The sequence below is a fragment of the Heliorestis convoluta genome, from assembly GCF_009649955.1.
Lineage (GTDB): Bacteria > Bacillota > Desulfitobacteriia > Heliobacteriales > Heliobacteriaceae > Heliorestis > Heliorestis convoluta.
This window is the reverse complement of record NZ_CP045875.1, coordinates 2,182,556-2,200,670: the sequence shown is the minus strand read 5'-3', so window position 1 is coordinate 2,200,670 and position 18,115 is coordinate 2,182,556. Positions and strand designations below refer to the sequence as shown.

The 18,115-nt window shown below is 44.0% G+C and carries 15 protein-coding genes; 7 read left to right on the top strand and 8 right to left on the bottom strand.

Translation table 11 applies throughout. From position 1 onward, the window contains the following. Positions 1–39: 39 nt before the first annotated feature. The 6 genes from FTV88_RS10560 (at position 40) to FTV88_RS10535 (ending at position 6,664) form a co-directional block, all read left to right on the top strand. Positions 40–330 (top strand): hypothetical protein, encoded by a 291-nt coding sequence (locus FTV88_RS10560; protein WP_153725588.1) that lies wholly within the window; start codon positions 40–42, stop codon positions 328–330. Positions 331–436: 106 nt separating this feature from the next. Further along, positions 437–895, top strand: a complete 459-nt coding sequence (locus FTV88_RS10555) for a TspO/MBR family protein (RefSeq protein WP_153725587.1) — start codon at positions 437–439, stop codon at positions 893–895. A gap of 211 nt (positions 896–1,106) precedes the next feature. Further along, positions 1,107–4,088 carry a formate dehydrogenase-N subunit alpha gene (fdnG, locus tag FTV88_RS10550; protein ID WP_153725586.1) on the top strand — a complete coding sequence of 994 codons (2,982 nt, stop codon included), beginning with the start codon at positions 1,107–1,109 and terminating at the stop codon, positions 4,086–4,088. A gap of 1 nt (position 4,089) precedes the next feature. Next, positions 4,090–4,881, top strand: a complete 792-nt coding sequence (locus FTV88_RS10545; RefSeq protein WP_153725585.1) for a 4Fe-4S dicluster domain-containing protein — start codon at positions 4,090–4,092, stop codon at positions 4,879–4,881. Next, the gene (locus FTV88_RS10540; protein ID WP_153725584.1) at positions 4,874–5,554 is read left to right on the top strand and encodes a formate dehydrogenase subunit gamma; all 681 of its coding nucleotides are present in this window, start codon (positions 4,874–4,876) and stop codon (positions 5,552–5,554) included. The genes FTV88_RS10545 and FTV88_RS10540 overlap by 8 nt, the downstream gene beginning before the upstream one ends. Positions 5,555–5,830: 276 nt before the next feature. Continuing rightward, the gene (locus FTV88_RS10535; RefSeq protein ID WP_153725583.1) at positions 5,831–6,664 is read left to right on the top strand and encodes a formate dehydrogenase accessory protein FdhE; all 834 of its coding nucleotides are present in this window, start codon (positions 5,831–5,833) and stop codon (positions 6,662–6,664) included. A gap of 590 nt (positions 6,665–7,254) precedes the next feature. Here FTV88_RS10535 and FTV88_RS10530 read toward each other — a convergent pair. The 8 genes from FTV88_RS10530 to FTV88_RS10495 all read right to left on the bottom strand — a co-directional run bounded on the left by FTV88_RS10530 (position 7,255) and on the right by FTV88_RS10495 (position 16,759). Beyond that, positions 7,255–8,466 carry a DL-endopeptidase inhibitor IseA family protein gene (locus tag FTV88_RS10530; protein ID WP_153725582.1) on the bottom strand — a complete coding sequence of 404 codons (1,212 nt, stop codon included), beginning with the start codon at positions 8,464–8,466 and terminating at the stop codon, positions 7,255–7,257. A gap of 77 nt (positions 8,467–8,543) precedes the next feature. Further along, on the bottom strand, positions 8,544–9,638 hold the full coding sequence (locus tag FTV88_RS10525) for a sensor histidine kinase (protein WP_153725581.1): 1,095 nt from the start codon (positions 9,636–9,638) through the stop codon (positions 8,544–8,546). Continuing rightward, complete coding sequence (locus FTV88_RS10520; protein ID WP_153725580.1) at positions 9,616–10,365, bottom strand: hypothetical protein; 750 nt, start codon at positions 10,363–10,365, stop codon at positions 9,616–9,618. The genes FTV88_RS10525 and FTV88_RS10520 overlap by 23 nt, the downstream gene beginning before the upstream one ends. Before the next feature lie 188 nt (positions 10,366–10,553). Further along, complete coding sequence (locus FTV88_RS10515; protein WP_153725579.1) at positions 10,554–11,693, bottom strand: metal ABC transporter permease; 1,140 nt, start codon at positions 11,691–11,693, stop codon at positions 10,554–10,556. Then, entirely contained in the window at positions 11,686–12,603 is a 918-nt protein-coding gene (locus FTV88_RS10510) for a metal ABC transporter permease (RefSeq protein WP_153725578.1), read from the bottom strand. Before FTV88_RS10510 ends, FTV88_RS10515 begins: the two co-directional genes overlap by 8 nt. Beyond that, positions 12,600–13,352 (bottom strand): metal ABC transporter ATP-binding protein, encoded by a 753-nt coding sequence (locus tag FTV88_RS10505; RefSeq protein ID WP_279236763.1) that lies wholly within the window; start codon positions 13,350–13,352, stop codon positions 12,600–12,602. The genes FTV88_RS10510 and FTV88_RS10505 overlap by 4 nt, the downstream gene beginning before the upstream one ends. Positions 13,353–13,591: 239 nt before the next feature. Continuing rightward, entirely contained in the window at positions 13,592–14,548 is a 957-nt protein-coding gene (locus FTV88_RS10500) for a metal ABC transporter solute-binding protein, Zn/Mn family (protein ID WP_153725577.1), read from the bottom strand. Positions 14,549–14,710: 162 nt separating this feature from the next. Then, positions 14,711–16,759 (bottom strand): methyl-accepting chemotaxis protein, encoded by a 2,049-nt coding sequence (locus FTV88_RS10495; RefSeq protein WP_153725576.1) that lies wholly within the window; start codon positions 16,757–16,759, stop codon positions 14,711–14,713. Between the two features lie 313 nt (positions 16,760–17,072). Here FTV88_RS10495 and FTV88_RS10490 point away from each other — a divergent pair, with 313 nt between their 5' ends. Further along, positions 17,073–18,044: a hypothetical protein gene (locus FTV88_RS10490; protein WP_153725575.1), complete on the top strand. Its 972-nt coding sequence runs from the start codon at positions 17,073–17,075 to the stop codon at positions 18,042–18,044. Positions 18,045–18,115: the final 71 nt, after the last annotated feature.

Sequence of the window (18,115 nt, the reverse complement as noted above, 5' to 3'; positions counted from 1 at the left end):
AGAAAATTATTACTTACATTTTAGGGAGGAATTCTAAGAATGCCACAGAACCAGCAAAACCAACAACAGCAAACTCAGCAGCTTCAACAAGCCATTCAACAAGCGCAACAAGCGGTCCAGCAAGCGCAACAAAGCAACAACCCTCAACAAATGCAACAAGCTCAAACGCAGCTTCAGCAAGCTCAAACTCAACTTCAGCAAGCTCAAACTCAAATGGGTGCACAAGCAACAGCACAGCAACAGCAAGAGCTACAACAAGCACAACAACAAATTCAACAAGCTCAACAATCGGTTACACAGGCTCAACAGCAAAACAACAATATGCAGTAATCGTCAAGCAACCCCACAGAGGTCAGGAGTACAAGCGCTTCTGGCCTCTTTTTAAGTAATACAACAGAACCTACCTCAGTGTTTTAAGCAAAGGAGGTCCTGCCCTATGCGGTCAATCGTCACTTTTATTGCGACGTATGCTTTATATACTCTTCCCAGCTTTTTATTCCCCATGGATCAGCGGTGGCTTCAGTCATTGAATAAGCCAGCCTGGTCTCCACCTGGTGCCGTTGTCGGCCTTGTCTGGATGCTTATCTATGGAGGAATTGCTTTGTCGGTGGCTCTTTTACAAGACAAAGTCGGTTGGCGTAATTTAGGCTGGCTTTGGAAAGGATCTTTTCTTGCCAATGTGTTCCTTGTCTTTATCTATTTTGCAGGTCAAACGGTAAGCAAAAATCTATTTCTCTCTGTTCTTAATACGGCTTTAATCGCGCTCACTGCTTTTTTGCTTGTCTTTGTATCCTGGCCTTATTATCGTCTTTCGGCCCTGCTTTTTCTGCCTTATGCCCTTTGGTCTAGCTTTGCGACCTATCTAGCCTGGGCTCTCTACCGACTCAATCCCTGATTTTTCTTTTTATTCCGACAAGAACTTTGCTTTAAACCGTGCATACTCTTGACAGGTAAGGTCTGCAGGAATACAGTATGGGTAAGTATTCACTATAATAGGAGTAGACTAAGAAGGTTAAGAATTTTTTGGATTCTGAATGTGCCCTATCGAATGATAGGGTGTCAAAGGTGCACAATCTTCTGATTATTCAAAGGAGGGAGCGAACCACATGTCCGGATTAAGCCGCAGACGCTTTCTGCAGTTATCAGGCGCGACCACAGCCGTCATGGCTACAAGCTTAGGCTTTTCGCTTGATAGTCTAGAAGCAAGCACGCCAAGGTTGCGGATTGCCGATGCCAAAGAAACGACTTCCATTTGCTGTTTCTGTTCCGGGGGCTGTGGCGTCATTTGTCACACAGTCAATGGAGAGCTGGTGAACGTAGAAGGTGATCCTGACAACCCCGTCAACAAAGGTACGAATTGTTCCAAAGGCGCTGCTTCATTCCAGACTGCAAAGAACGATGAACGTGTAACCAAAGTTCTCTATCGCGCGCCTGGCGCTACGTCTTGGGAAGAGAAGTCTTGGGAATGGACTTTCAAGCGCATTGGTGAATTAACAGCAGAGACTCGCAACGCTTCTATTGTACATAAGAACGAACAAGATGTTATCGTCAATCGCACAGAAGCCATCGCCAGCCTCGGTTCTTCTATATTAAATAACGAAGATCTTTACTTAATTTCCAAGTTGATGCGCTCCATTGGCGTTATCAATATTGAGCACCAAGCCCGAATATGACATAGCGCTACGGTCGCCGGTCTGGGGGCCACATTCGGAAGAGGTGCTATGACCAATCACTGGATTGATTTTAAGAACACGGACTGTGCTCTTATTATTGGAAGTAATGCTGCTGAAAATCACCCTGTCTCCTTCACTTGGCTGATGGAAGCGAAGAGGAAGCGAGGCGCTAAGATTATTCACGTAGATCCACGCTTTACTCGTACCTCAGCAAGAGCGGATCTGTACGCGCCCATGAGAAGCGGTACTGACATTCCTTTCTTCGGAGGCCTTTTCCACTATATCTTCGAGACAGGTCGCTACCACCACGAATATGTACTGCACTATACGAACGCATCCTACATCGTCCATGACGACTATGACTTCGAAGAAGGTCTCTTCTCTGGTTACGATGAAGAGAAAAGAACCTACGATAAAGCGACTTGGGCTTACAAAACCGATGGACAAGGCAACCCCCTCAAAGACATGACTTTACAAGACCCTCGTTGTGTCTTCCAGATGATGAAAAAGCATTACGCTCGCTACGATGTAGACACTGTTTGTTCCATTGTCGGCATGCCTAAAGAGAAGTTTTTGCAAGTGGCTGAGATGTTCACCGAAACAGCAAGCCCTGATAAAACAGGAACGATTCTTTATGCCATGGGACAGACACAACATACTGTAGGAGCGCAGAACTGTCGTGCTCTTTCTATGCTGCAATTATTACTAGGCAATGTCGGTCGCCCTGGTGGCGGTGTAAACGCTCTGCGCGGTCACTCCAACGTTCAGGGATCGACGGATATGGCCTGTCTCTTTCATTTACTACCGGGCTATATGCCTGCGCCGAACGATGGCGACCATGTCGATCTGGCTGCCTACAATGCTACGACACCAAAAGGCGGTTTCTGGACAAACCGACCCAAGTTTATAGCCAGTCTCTTGAAAGCCTGGTGGGGCGATCATGCGAACCTTGACAACGACCTAGCTTATCATTACCTTCCCAAGCAAAAGAGAGGGGCTAACCATTCCCATATCGCCCTTTTTGAAGATATGATGGCAGGTACGATCAAAGGTCTCTTTAACTGGGGGCAAAACCCTGTTGTATCGGGACCGAACACGAACCACGAAGCCAAGGCGATGGAAGAACTCGACTGGATGGTTCAGATCGATATTTTCGAAAATGAAACAGCAGCCTTCTGGAAACGCCCTGGCGTGAATCCAAAAGATATTAAAACAGAGGTCTTTCTACTTCCAGCCACATCGTTCTTAGAAAAAGAAGGCTCAGTGACGCACAGCGGAAGGTTAATTCAATACCGTTGGCAAGCTGTAGAAGGTCCTGGCGATACAAAGCAAGAATCTTGGATTATTGATCACATTGCTAGAGCCATCAAGTCTCACTATGAAAATAGCAACAAGCCTGAAGATGAGCCTATTAAGTATCTTACATGGAATTATGGCTCCTCTGAAAATCTACCGAGCTTTGTCGATGCTGTTGCTCGAGAGATTAACGGCAAAGATCTAACAACAGGTCAGCAACTGCCTGGCTTTGGCGCTTTACAAGATGACGGCACCACAGCCTGTGGTAACTGGATCTACAGCGGTATGTACACAGAAGCTGGCAACAACGCCAAGCGTCGTGGTACTGATGATCCTTCTGGCCTTGGTGTCTATCTAGAATGGGGCTTTGCTTGGCCTGCCAACCGTCGAATTATTTACAACCGTGCCAACTGTGATCCTTCTGGAAAGCCTTGGTCCGAAGAAAAGAAGTCTATCTGGTGGGATCCCCAGCAAGAGCGCTGGGTTGGTTATGATGTACCTGATTTTGCACCGACTCGCTCTCCGCAAGAAGCGGGCGGTACCAGTCCTTTCATCATGCTACCGGAAGGACAGGCTCGCTTCTATTCTGTGAATGCCATGAACGAAGGACCTTTTCCAGAGCATTATGAACCTTACGAAAGCCCTGTAGAGAACAAGCTTTCGAAAGTACAATACAATCCAGCCATTCGGATCTGGGAAAGCAATGAGCGAGGCGACGCTTCTCAATACCCCATTGTCTGTTCCACTTGGCGAGTTTGCGAACACTGGCATACGGGCGCTATTACGCGCAACATGCCCTGGTTGGCTGAACTAATGCCAGCGCTTTTCGTTGAGATGAGTCCTTCCCTTGCCCGTGAACGTGGCATTAAGCATGGCGATATGGTAGAAGTCTCATCAGCCCGTGGCGCCATTAAAGCGGTCGCCATGGTAACAGAGCGAGTACAAACTCTATCTGTACAAGGTAAAACAGTAGAGCAAGTTGGTCTTACTTGGCACTTTGGTTACCAAGGGCTTGTCAAAGGCGATATCACCAACATCCTTACGCCTCATATCGGCGATGCCAATACACACATACCAGAGTACAAAGCCTTTCTGGTTGATGTAAGGAAGGTGAGCTAAGATGACAAGAATGGCTCGATTTGTTGATATTACGCAATGCATAGCCTGTAGAGGCTGTCAAGTTGCCTGTAAGCAGTGGAATCAATTACCGGGTGAGATAGGTTCCTTTACTGGAACCTATCAATCTCATAATAATCTTTCCCCAAACCGCTGGACGATGATTCGCTATTACGAACATAAAAATAGCGAAGGTGAGATGGAATGGGATTTTGTGAAGCAATGTTGTCTTCACTGTGGCGAACCTTCTTGCGTCAAAGCTTGTCCTAACGATGCCTTGCGTAAAGCCGACAATGGTGCTGTCGTTACCATTAAGGAAAACTGTGTTGGTTGTGGCTACTGTGAGATCTATTGTCCTTTTAAGATTCCTAAAATAGATCAAAGAGCCAAAAAAATGTCCAAATGCACTTTTTGCTTAGGTCGCATCGGGAACAACATGGAACCAGCTTGTTCCAAGACTTGCGTAACCGACGCCATCTTGTATGGACCTCGTGATGAGATGGTGAGAGTCGCTCAGGAACGATTGCAAACAGTTCAAGGACAGTATCCCAAAGCCACTCTCTACGGGATTGATGAACTAGGCGGTCTCGGTATGATCTATCTCTTACCAGATCGACCTTCTAAGTATGACTTGCCAGAAAATCCGCAAGCCCCCCTTTCTTTAACCTTGTTAAAAGATGTCGTTCAACCGGCTGGTACGCTAGCTTTGGCAGGCACTGTCGTTGGTCTTGCTGGAGCAGCCCTGCTTAGCTGGCGCAATGAGCGCATGAAAGGGGGCGACAAGAAGAATGACTAAGAAGAAGGAACAGGTAGCAAAGGTAGAGATGGTTGAGAAGTTCCCTCTCGATCAAAGAGTCGTTCACTGGATCGGAGCGATTAGCTTTATCATCTGTGCTTTGACAGGCTTGCTACTTTTTACAACGGCTTTTGACTTCTTAGCGCCTCTCTTCGGTGGTAAAATTATGGCCAGTCGCATTCACCGTCTTGCTGGTGTAGTATTTGCCATCACGCCTATCGTCGCTCTTATCTGGAACGGCAGAAACTTGCGTGAGTTTCTCCGTGACATTACTCATTTTGACAAAGACGACATTGCCTTTCTCAAAGGCTTCGTTCCCTATATCCTTAATAGTCCAGGATTTAAATATCCACCGCAAGGAAAGTACAATGGCGGCGAGAAATTACAAGCTTTTGCACAAGTCTTCTTAGGTGTAGCTATTATTATCACTGGATTTATTCTCTGGTTCGATGGCTTTTTCGGTCAGACGCTCTTGCAATTGTCCGTACCGATTCACGGTATTGCCGCTCTTGTGACCATGCTTTTAGCACTGGGCCATATCTTCTTTGCTGCTATTAACCCCCGCAGTAACGCTGCTTTAACAGGTATGACCAACGGCAAAGTGCCTGTTGAGAAAATCAAAGTTTCGAATGCGAAGTGGTATGAACAGTTGAAGAAAGAGAATAAAATCTAGTCAACCTATGCCTCGCAACAAAAGCATTCACTCGTTAGAAATTTATTAAAAAGTTATACCCTTACTTGTTCGGGAGGAGATTTCCAGATGAATCCTGGCGCCATCTTGTTTCTGCGCTGTAGAAATCGCGCTGACTAGAGGGTGACCTATTCTTTCACTGGAGCTCCTCCTTTTTTTTATCGACAGTGGCAATAGAAAGACTTTGCACTTTTTGCTACAATAGTAACGAACAAGTTACGGTATTATTGATGTTTGAAAGGAGTGGGCCCGACTACAATGGCTTTGATAGAAGCACCACCTGTGGATATGATTCTTTTTTTTCAGAAGGTACGAAAAGCACAGCAAGAGTGGGCTGAAGAAATTTCGCTTGCCCTGACAGAAGAGCAAAAAGAAAAGGTACAAACTTTACTCAGCAAAAAGGAACATGCTTGGTCTCACGAGCTTTTTCCTTTTGAACCAACTAGACTTCGTCAATATGGCGAAGGCATTCTTGACTTGTTACAAGCGATGCTACAAAGAGAAGATGGTTCCGATGAGAATAATTTGGGAACCCTTTCTTCGCTTCATAAACTGTTAAAAGGGGAAGAAGCGAGTGAATTTTATCGCTTACTAGCTCTTGGCGATTTTGAAGAGCTAGAGCAAAAAGGGCTCGCTTTAGATATTGATCTGCCCTTACTACATTACTTTATCCGAGCCATGCTCAAGCCCTATCTGCTGGCTTCTTCCAAAGCTTTAGAAGAAACCATAGCAACTCGAGATTGGCGCGAGCCATTCTGTCCCCATTGTGGTTCTGAACCCACTTTAGGACGTCTATCCAAAGAAGAGCATGGCAAGCGCTATCTGTATTGCTCTACTTGTGAAACAGAGTGGCCTTTTCGTCGTGTAGTCTGCCCTTTTTGTGCCAATGAAGACCAGTACAGCTTGCCCATCTATTATGTAGACGAGGAGCGCCATTATCGGATTGAAGGTTGTAACCAGTGCAAGCGTTATCTTAAGACAGTCGATGAGCGTTATTACCAGAAGCAGGAACGACTTGATTTATATGAAGAAGATGTAGCGACAGTGCAATTGGATCTAGTGGCCCGTGAGAAAGGGCTGCGGCAGAAGTAGATTCCGCAAAGCAACAGAGGACTTGCTTAACAGAAAAAGCCGATATAGTAGTGCTTTGTGCTGCTACTATATCGGCTTTTGGCTGTTAAGTATGAAAAAAGCTACCCTGTGGTGGGGTCAGGCGTTATGACTTCCTTCCGAACGGACTCATCCCACGCCATGAGCGGCAGCAAGCTGCCGATGGCTGAGGTCTGAAGTCCTCTCTCCAGGAAGTCATAACGCCTGACCCAGGTACATTTTGCTGGTTGTGACTGAGTTTTGGCCTATTGCAAATGCAAATACAATAAGCAGTTGCATATACATCGCAGAAAATTGCGCAAAGCAATGTCAACGGAAAGTAACAATCAGCAAAAATTCTCTGGGACTGGGCATCACGCTTTCCGCAGCGGGACTTGGGACCTCAGCTGTCGCCAGCTTGCTGGCGGTAACAGCGTGGGACCAGTCCAGAGCGGAGGAAAGCGTGATGACCTGGCCCCTGCACGAAGTAACCCCAACGTAATCAGGAGAAGTTAATTTTCATCAAATGGTTGTGCCCAACCGGGCACGGGGGGGTGTACGAAAACTAGGTCTAATACCCTATGCAGACTACCTTACATAAAACTATCAACCGTTTCTATAAGCTTCCAAGTTCCTTGTTCCCGCTGCAACACCGTCCAGAGCTGTTGATCTTCTTCCGGCGTTGTCTCATGAGAAATCTTCACTTCATAGACTCTCTTCTCTTCTCCCTCATCAATCAGATAAAGCCCCATTTTCTCCCAGTTGAGCATAGACCCTCCGTCAGCATTCGGCTGCGCCATACGGCCTTCCTTTTCAACAATGCCCATATTCTGCAAGCTTTGTTCTATTGCCGTCGATGTAAAAAGCTTGCCCAGATAGGCTTCTAAGCCTTGGCGCGTTTCGATGTCGCCTCGAAGATAACGATATTCCATTCCATTCTGGGTAAAAGTCTCAAAAGCACCTTCTCCTTGGCCGCCACGAGCAATGTACCAATACATCCGATGCGCTTCTAGGAGCAAAGCGCGAACTTCTTCTTCTGTCAATCCTTGAGAGTCTCTATCAAGCAAGCCCCATTTTGGTTCGACTTCTGCTGCTATGGCTTGGTAAGGTATGGCGAATTTTAAGACACCATAGGCATGAGGCGTATAGGCATAGGGTTGATAATAGAGAATGAGATAACTTGGCCCTAGATAATAGTCTTGATCTTCTTCTAGACCAGCAAATTCTGTAAGGAGAGATAAGTTTCGTTCTTCAATTTGCTTTTTCATAAGAGGATCAAGAAGTGCTTTGATGTCCTCTTTTTCTATAAACAGATCGGATAAGGATAGTATGTTGCCTGTTCTTACATCAACCGTAACAGCACTAAGATAATTGCTAGGATGAGCCGCTTGTAGCATGTAAGACCCCTGGGGCATGGCAATACTTAAAAGCCCTCCCCTGTTGTATGTTACTTCATAATCGCCGTAGAAGGCGATTTTCTCTATATCGAAGCCCTGTTCCTTGGCATCTTGAAGCGTCTTTTCTCGATAGGAAAGGGCTTCGTTCTTAAGGATTTGATTTATCGTTGCTTCTAGAGCTTGGTCTGATAAGCCTGTTACTTGCGGATAGGTAATCTCGCTTTGGGGTAGATCGGCTTTTTCCTTATTCACCGTCACGGGTTGTAGTACTTGAAGGAGTTCGCTTTTTTCCTCTTCTTGTTGAGGCTGGTCTAGCTTTTCTGTAAAGCTACATGCTGTTAGGACAAAAGTCAGCACAAGAATTATAACGATGGACAATGTTTGGGCAAGGAATTTTTTGCTCTTCATGGTTCATCCTCCTACTTATCCATACCACGCTTGATACAAGATATTGTACTTTTCAAAAGAAGAAAGTAGAAGCATCCTCACTTCCTACTTTTTTCTGGGATCGTGACATACATTTTGGTTCCTTTGCCAACTTCACTTTCTACCTCAATAGTTCCACCGAAAAGTTCCACAAGCTTTTTGACAATAGACAGCCCAAGACCAGTACCTCCATGGCGACGTGATAAAGTATTGTCAATCTGAAAAAAAGGCTCAAAGATGCTTTCCACTTTATCGGCTGGAATGCCTATGCCTGTATCCTCTACAACGAAAAATAATGTTTCTTCGCGGTAATCAATGGCGAGATGAACTCTCCCTCCTGGCAAAGTGTATTTAATAGCATTGTCTAAAAGGTTGATCAGAATTTGACGCAATTTCATTTCATCACAATGATGCATATTCACTGATTCAGCTATCTGAAGCTCAAAATATAAGTTCTTGTTGTTTATCTTCTCTTCTGCTTGCTTAGCAATAAAGTGTGCCAATTTAACAACATTCACTTCTTCTACGTACAATGTAGACTGGTCGGCATTAAGCTTAGAAAAATTAAGCAAACTTTCAACGAGGGCTTGGAGATAATAAGCCGAATCAAGCAAATAGGACAAGTGCTTTTTATTTTCAGATTGCTTAAGATCTTCTTCTAGAACTTGACCAAAACCAATAATGCCATGAAGCGGCGTTTTTAGTTCGTGACTAACAGTTGCGACAAACTGCTCCTTTAACTGATTGGCTTTTACCAATTCTTCATTTTTGACGAGAAGTTCTTTTGTTCTTACTCGAACATTTTCTTCTAGATCATGATTTAATTGCTCTAGTTTTTTGTTCACTTTTTCTAACTCTTCATTAAGAATCTTTTCTTCATGGATGGCTTGATTTAGTGAGTTATTCAGCTTATGAGCACCAACTAAGAGATTATCATTTTCAGAAAGGACTAGAATTTGACGTACTGATAACAAAATGAGACCCGCAATGAAGCCATAACGAAGAAAGGTAAGGTCTGGATAGAATATAGAGAGAATCGCCAGCGAAAATATTGCTATATTGGGTATAGCACGAACCAACAGTGATTTTCTATCATAAAGAAAGAGTTCCTTTTGTAACGCCATGCTATTTTTATTGACTTTTTTTTTCTTCATCAGCTACATGTTGTTGTAAAGCAAAGAAAAAACAGAAAAAGCCAAAACCCCAGAAGGGAGCAAAAAAGTTTCCTGCTTCATAGGTTTGCTGAATGCCTTCTAAAAGGTAATAGCTATCTACAACAACCCAGAAAAAAATGCCTGCAATCAGCCAGTATGCTTTCGCACGTTCTTGCCGAGGCCAACGATAGGCGATAAGTAGAGCAAAAAAGATAATAAGAAGATCAAGCAAGGGATAGAACAATAGAGCAAGTCGACTTAACACATCTAGATCTGATTGTGTCCACAGTGGGTAGAGTAGAAACTGAGAAACTACGGAAGCTATTATGATCATGAGAGTCCATATATCAAGATAGATGCAACGGAAAGAAAACTTGCTGATACTTGCTTTTAGTAATCCACTAATACCAATAACGAGAAAAAAAGCGCATATATAATACAAAAGATCTGCTCCAGAAGCTTTCCCAGATTCTAAGCCACTATAATCATAGTAAAACCAAAGTATATCACCGATAATGTACACAAAAGTAGCTAAGCTGAGAACTATCCAGCTATTGCGAGTAGGGTCTTTTAAATTTCTCGCCCAACGTAGCCCTAGAAGTCCAACAAGAAAAAGAGAAGGCAGTAGAAAAACTTCGAGCAAATGATGGGTCTCAGGAAAAAAGAAAAACAAAACGTAATAGAGGAAAATGTGTAAAAAGACCAGAAAAAAAAGAAGATTTTTCATACTTTGTCACTCCCTATGGAACAGGTTTTGATACTTTCCACTTTATGGGAAATATCAAAACCTGTTCCATTTGGTCAATAGAAGCATCTGTATAGGCTTTTATTGGAGTGAACAAGACACAAGGATGATAGACTTTACAACACTTGTGCCTACTACAAAGTTTTTTGAAACTATAGTAACGACAGTATTCACAGAGGCTCAGAAGTTGCTCTTTCTCCCATCCCATGACCTTCTCGAGCAAGCCTTCGTCCTTTCTCAGTGAGCTGTACATAATCATCTCGCTGCGTAAGCAATCCTCTGCGAATGGCCCGTTCCACAACAGAAGCGAAATAGGCGGTAGACCAGCGCAAATGTTGGCGTAATTCTTGAATGGCATAGGCCTTGCCAACGACAGGCGCAGATTTTTCACGATGCCAAAGGTGAATGGTCAACGTAACAAGGGCAAAATTCCAGCGTTGTTCCATGCGGCGGCGAGTTCCCGCAACGACACCTCTTTCTGGCGCAAAGAGAAAAGCGAGAGCAAAAATAATACCGGCCACCGTTGCCATAGACCCTGCAATGGAAGCGTCTAAATAATAGGCCATTCCAAAGCCACCGATGGCACTCAGGATGCCTACGAGAGCACTAAGGGCAATCATGACATGTAAGCGATCTGTCAAAAGATAGGCAGTAGCCGGCGGGGCAATCATTAAAGCGACCACTAAGATAGAACCAACGGCGTCAAAAGCGCCAACAGCCGTCACAGAAACAAGCGTCATCAGGGCATAGTGAACAACAATAGGGCTAATGCCCAAGACAGCCGCCAACTGAGGGTCAAAAGTTACCAACTTCAATTCTTTGAAAAAAAGGCTAATAAAAAAGAAGTTAACCAGCAGAATGGCCCCCATAATATACAAAGCTTTTGGACCTAGATCAACACCTTGGTAGACAAAGCGATCAAAAGGTGCAAAAGCCAGTTCTCCTAACAAAACAGCATCTGTATCTAGATGAATGTTGGCAGCATGACGAGAAATCAAAATCACAGCAATACTAAAAAGCAAGGGAAAAACGATGCCAATGGCTGCATCTTCATGGACAAGGCGGGTCTGGTGCAACAGTTCTACCAGAACAACGGTTATGACACCCATCATGGCAGCGCCTATAATTAAAGCCGGCGAAGAAAGATCGCGAGTTAAGAAAAAAGCGAGCACAATGCCGAGCAATACAGAATGACTAATGGCATCACTCATCATAGCCATATTACGCAAGACGAGAAAAACACCCACTAGAGCACAAGCAACAGCAACAACAGAAGCAATTAGCATGATCTCGACTTGTGGGCTAACCATTTTTCTTCCCTCCCATCGCCCGAAAGCGTTGTCGCATCAAGTAGTCTCTTCCTCGTTGCCAGATCACACCTCGCCGCGGAGCAAAAAGTATAGAGATAATAACCAAGATGCTTACAGCTACGACAATGGCTGGCCCAGCAGGCATGCGAGAAATGGTACTGCTCGCTACGGTGCCAGCAACACCAGCAAAAGCACCAAAAAAAGCAGCCAATAAGACCATAATTCCAAGGTGATCGGTCCACTGCCTTGCTGCAACGGCTGGCGCAATTAACATGGCACTCATCAAGACAACACCTACCGTTTGCAAACCAATCACAATGGCCAGAACAAGCAAAGTCGTCAATACAAAATCAATCAAAGCCATGGGATAGCCCAAGGTGGTCCCAAAATCACGATCAAAACTAAGTAGCTTAAATTCTTTCCAGAACAAAAAGAGAAGAAACAAAGCTACGAGGCCAAGCCCCGCCATTAACAATACATCTTTTTCTACAATGGCTGCCGCTTGACCAAAAAGGAATTTCTCCAGACCTGCTTGATTGGAATTGGGAAGCTTTTGAATATAGGTAAGTAAGACAAGACCAAAGCCAAAAAAGACCGATAAAATAATTCCTAGGGCACTGTCATATTTCACTCTTGTTAATCCCGCAATCTGGGTTACCAACCAAGTTGCTAGAGCGCCAGCCATGGCAGCGCCAAACAATAACACAAGGGCTGACTTACTGCCTGTAAGCAAAAAAGCAAGGGCAATTCCTGGCAACGCTGCATGAGAAATGGCATCGCCAAGCAGGCTTTGACGTCGTAGTACAGCAAAAGATCCTAAGGCACCACTGACGATTCCTAAAGCAGCAGCTCCCATAGCAACGGTGCGTAAGGTATGATCAAAAAAAAGGGCAAGAAACAATTCTTTCATGGCATTGCCCTCGCATTTGCTTTCAACTGTAAGAACCTGCCGCCATAGGCTTTTTCGAGATTGGCTTCTGTAAAGACTTCTTCCATCGGTCCATTGGCAACGAGACGCGTGTTCAATAAAGTAACCCAGTCGAAATATTCTGGCACTGTCTGTAGATCATGGTGTACCACAATAACCGTTTTCCCAGCAGAGCGCAAATCTTTTAACAATCGTAAGATTGCTTTTTCTGTCATGGCATCTACCCCTTGAAAAGGTTCATCCATGAAATAGATTTGTGCTTGCTGAACCAGGGCACGAGCAAGAAAAACGCGTTGCTGCTGCCCCCCAGAAAGCTGACTGATCTGGCGATGAGCATAGTCTGTCATAGATACCATTTCCAAAGCTTCTAGGGCTTTTTTCTTTTCTTCTTTTCCTGGTCTTTTGAGCCAGCCTAAAGTACCATAGAGCCCCATGGTCACCACATCGAGGACACTTGTTGGAAAGTCCCAATCTACAGTTCCTCTCTGGGGTACGTAAGCCACTTGTTTTCGCTGTTCTTTGTAAGGTCGACCGTAAATGCGCACCCTTCCAGCTACCGTAGGAATCAGACCGAGAATAGATTTAATCAGTGTTGTTTTGCCTGCACCATTCGGTCCAATGACAGCAAGCAAAACAGCCGGTGGTACTGTAAGATCAATATCCCAGAGCACAGGCTTTTCTTTATAAGCTACCGTTAAATCATTCACATCTAAAGCATTCATTGACATCATTGCGTCACCTCAACTCTGCAATCCGAGGAATCCCCTTGACACAAAGGCCTCTCCTTTTTCCACAGTGCTTCTTGTTGACAAGCCTTGTGAAAAAGTCATTCAAAAAATAAGTATGTAATCATAGTCGTCCGGGGAACTGACAAATATATTCCATATTTACAAAAAAGTCCTGCAAATCTAAAATCTGCAGGACTTTTTTGATTGATGACGTTGCCTGAACAGGAGGTATCTAGGAACCCTTACTTCGATAGGCCTTCTACAATCGTATCCACATTGTGACGAACCATGCCTAGATAGGTCCCTTCTGGTGTGCCAGAATCACCCATGGCGTCGGAAAAAAGTTCTCCTCCAATGGCTACATAGAAGCCTTTTGCTTGCACTGCTTTTTGTAGTGCTTCAATGCTTCTCGGTGGCACCGATGTTTCAATATAAATGGCTGGAATTTTGCGTTCTGCAATCAAGTCTGCCAACGCCTGCATATCGGCAATGCCTGCCTCTGTCGTTGTGCTAATACCTTGTAAGCCTAAGACTTCAAAGTCATAAGCTCGACCAAAGTAACCAAAGGCATCATGAGCGGTTACGAGGACGCGTTGGTCTTTGGGTATGTTCGCAACTTGTTCTTTCACGTAAGCATGCAGTTTCTCTAATTCTTGCAGATACTCTTCTGTATTTGCTTCATAAATCGCTCTATTTTTTTCATCCGCTTCAATAAGAGCATCCCGTACATAGATCGCTGCTTTTTGCCACAGTTCTACATCGAACCAGATATGGGGATCGTATAAATTCCCCTCATCTTCTGCCGGTAGTAGAATCGACTCATCAACCGCATCCGTTATCGCTACGGTTATGACTTGAGTCCCTTCAAATTCTTCAAAAATATCAGCCATTTTTCCTTCTAGATGCAAACCATTGTAGATAATCAAATCAGCCTGGCGCATTCGATTCACATCACCAGCACTTGCTTTGTAGAGATGGGGATCAATACCGGCTCCCATCAATCCTTGTACCTCTACAACATCACCACCGACAACACGAACGAGATCGGTAATCATTGTCGTTGTCGTGACAATATTCAACTTGTTGTTGCTATCCGACTGATCTTGTGATGGTGTTCCTTGCTGACTTTGTGTACAACCTGCTACAAGTAAGAAAAAAAGTAGCAATGGTGCAATGATGAGCCCCTTCTTTTGTAACACAACCAATCCTCCTCACAGAATTGCCTATAATGACTCTCGGAAGAAGCTTATGAACAAGATATTGTTTTGAGATGTTTTATTTTTTTCCATTATTGTTTTTATTTAACACATTTGTTTGACTAGAAAGGCCTTGGTAGCTGTGATAGCTACCAAGGCCTTTCCTTACTTTTTATTCCCTACATCGTCATCCATCTTAAAAAACGTAACCGCATCGCTCAGCTCACCAGCCATTGCTTGAACTTCTTCACTTCCTTTGGCTAAGGATTCCATGGCAGCCGCCGCTTCCTCGCTGGCTGCAGCAACGTTGCTGGCACTGTAGGAGGTTTTTTCAATGACCGATGCCACTTGGTTAATAAGTTCAACAATTTTTTCGGAACTAGCTACCTTTTCATTCGTAATCTCACCAATGCGCTTTACTTCCACAACGGCTTTCTCAATGGCCTCTACAATCTTTTCTAAGACCTCACCAGAATCTTGAACAGCAATAACTCCTCGTTCTACATCTTTTCGACTCGACTGCGTTGCTACAACTGCTTTTTCAGTCTCACCTTGCACTTTCTGCAAGAGCGATGTAACTTCTGTCGCACCCTTCGAAGCTTCTTCAGCGAGCTTTCGTACTTCATCGGCTACAACTGCAAAGCCTCTTCCTTGTTCTCCTGCTCTTGCTGCTTCTATAGCTGCATTCAGAGCAAGTAAATTGGTCTGTTCTGCAATGCCTGTAATGGTTGCCGTAATTGTACCAATCTGTTGCGTATAGGTATTTAAGCGAGCTATGATACTTTCTATTTCTTGCGCTCTTCTTTGAATATTGTTCATACCTGCAATCGTCTCATCGACAGTCTGCTTGCCTTTTTGCGCTTCAGAAAAGGTAATTTGACTTTTTTCTTCCACTACATTCCCTGCTTCTCTCGCTATCTGAATCAAGGAAGAAAGCTCCACAAGCACTTGTGACACTTCAACAACCGATTCGGCACCATATTCTGCATCGATGGCCATTTGCTCCATATTGTTGCTCATTTCTGCGATAGCCTTATTCACATCGGAAGTGGTTGACACCATTTCTTCGGAAAAAGCAGCCAGTTCGTCAGAGGAGCGACGGACTGTACCGACTACCTGACTTTGGCGAATCATCATTGCATTAAAAGCTTTCACGAGGCCTGCTCTTTCATCTTGGGCATCTGTTTCCGCTCGTGCCGTAAGACGTCCTGCCGCTCCATAAGCCATAGCTTTTCGTAAATCCCGTAGACTGTTGGACAAATTCTTGGAAAAAACCATAGCAGCAAGACCTGTCACAATAACAAGCACTGTGGTTACCGTTGCGATGATCAGGATCATGTTTTGAAAGCGTTCCATAAACTCATTCTGATCAATGGTACTTACGACAACGATAGGCGCACCGTCAATGGCGCTAAACAAGGCCCAACGAGTTGAACCTTCCTCGTTGTATGTGAGAGCACCTGTTTTCTCTTCGATTGTATTGGGTATGATCTCCAATCCATTCGTTTGCTCCGTTAGATCATAGGCTAAGATCTTTTCTGAATCAGGGTGCGCTAAGACCATGCCTGTATCATTGGCAACAAAGCTATAGCCACTTTTGCCCAAGCGTCGTTCTATGATAGGTTCTGATATCTGTTGAAATTCAACAGCCAAGGCAATGGCACCGATCGTCCGGTTGGGATCATAGGGAGAATAGACAGGCACACCTACAATCAGAATGGGGCGACCACTGATCGGTGACTCCATAACTCGAGAAGTGTGAGTACGACCTGACAAAACAGGACCAAAAAAGTCATAATGACTCATGCTAAGCCCCACACTGCTCCCATCTAGTGAATCAGCTAAAATTTGTCCGTTTCGCGCCACGACGAAAATATTCTCATAAAGACCTTCCTCTACGATGAAAAGATTTTGTAAATAGGAAGAAAGGCTAGCAAGACTTTCTTCCTTGACGTTATTGCCTTGCCAAGCAATAAAGAGACTTTCTTTAATATTTTGTTCTTGGCTTATGATAAGGCCTTTATTCTTAGTTTCACTGAAAATATTCTCAAGCAGACGAATCTGTCCTTCAAGATTTTCTTGAATTCTCTCTTCCTGGTTGGAGACCATTTCTGAGCGCACCTGCCAGAACATGAGCAACATAGAAAGAAGAACAGGCACAATGGTTATTAGCAAAGAAAAAGCAACCATTTTTTTGAGCAAACTTTTTTGCAAGATGAGGCCTCCTTTTCTAGTCAATAATGAAAATCGTTAAACAAAGTTATCACAGTGTTTATTCGAGGCTGCTACAACTTTTTCCTTCTACTGGATTAAGGACTTTAAAAAATATCTTTTTCAAAGCTTTACACTAGGGGGTATGTCTATTTTTTATGTTTTTATGAATGTACGAACCTTCTCTATTTCCTTATATAATAGGATTTTTAGCTAGTGAAAAAGAATAGTTTCGTAATCCCTTTACTGCTACCCCTTACCCCTATATAATCAAGATAAGATTCGGACTTGAGAAAAACGAGGAGGCGCTCATTGTATGTTCAGAATGTTCAAAATGTCCAAAATGTTCTTATCATTAGCGGCACTATCGGTGGCACTGTTCAGTTACAATGGCTCGGCAGAAGCTTATCCTGGTTCTGGGCAAAGTAGATGGGCCGAAGAAGAGATTAACATTGTTGAACCAACAGAAACTTCACCGGCATTGCTAACAGGTAGAGGTGTAATTGTTAATCCATTACATAATGTTGACTCTTACGTAGGTCAAAGTGCTATATTTGGTTCCTCTTGCTTAAGCTGTCATGGTGGTATCGGTGGTGCCCAGTTCCCAGAACAGCCTTATCACAATCAGATAACATATGAAGTGATCCGTACCAAAGATGGCGCTAACATGGTTCAAGAAGATGGAACTATTTTATTTGAAGTTCACCCCGATGGCAGTATTACGAACTATAAATTGATTATTGGATTGTCCAAAGATGTCTATGACGGTGGTTTCGAAGATAAGCGTGCTTTAGCAGGCTGGCACTTTTCAATGCCAGAAGGGATTCGCATGGATCTTCCCTTCTGTATGCATATCATGGGACCTGAAATGAGCAAAATTTATGAAGGTGATTCCAACCGCGTCTTTAGTGATATAAAAATTTCAGCCAGCCCTAATTTCCAAGAAGGTATAGGCGTTCTCCAGATTATTTCTGGAACGCAAAATGCGAATGCCATGGATAATAAGGTATATGGAACCATTCTCGTTCAATATAAGTACAGTGATGATACGCCTGTCGACCTTCCAGCTGCTGCAGCCCATGGACCTGAAAGTGGTACTTTACAACTTGCTAATAACGCCGGGAACTCTGGTGTTGATATCACAGGTTCTATCGCCACAGCTAACACAGATTCTAGTTCTTCTGCCTTTTATGCAATCATGATCGGTGCAGTCGCAGCAGGACTTGCTTTCTTTGCCTTGTCACGGAAGCGTAACGAAGAAGAAGAAAAGAAAACAGAGAGTGCATAGTTCTTACAATCAATAGTATTCTCATCAAAAAAGATATATGAAGAAAGCCCCTTCTGTGCAAAGTTGCAACA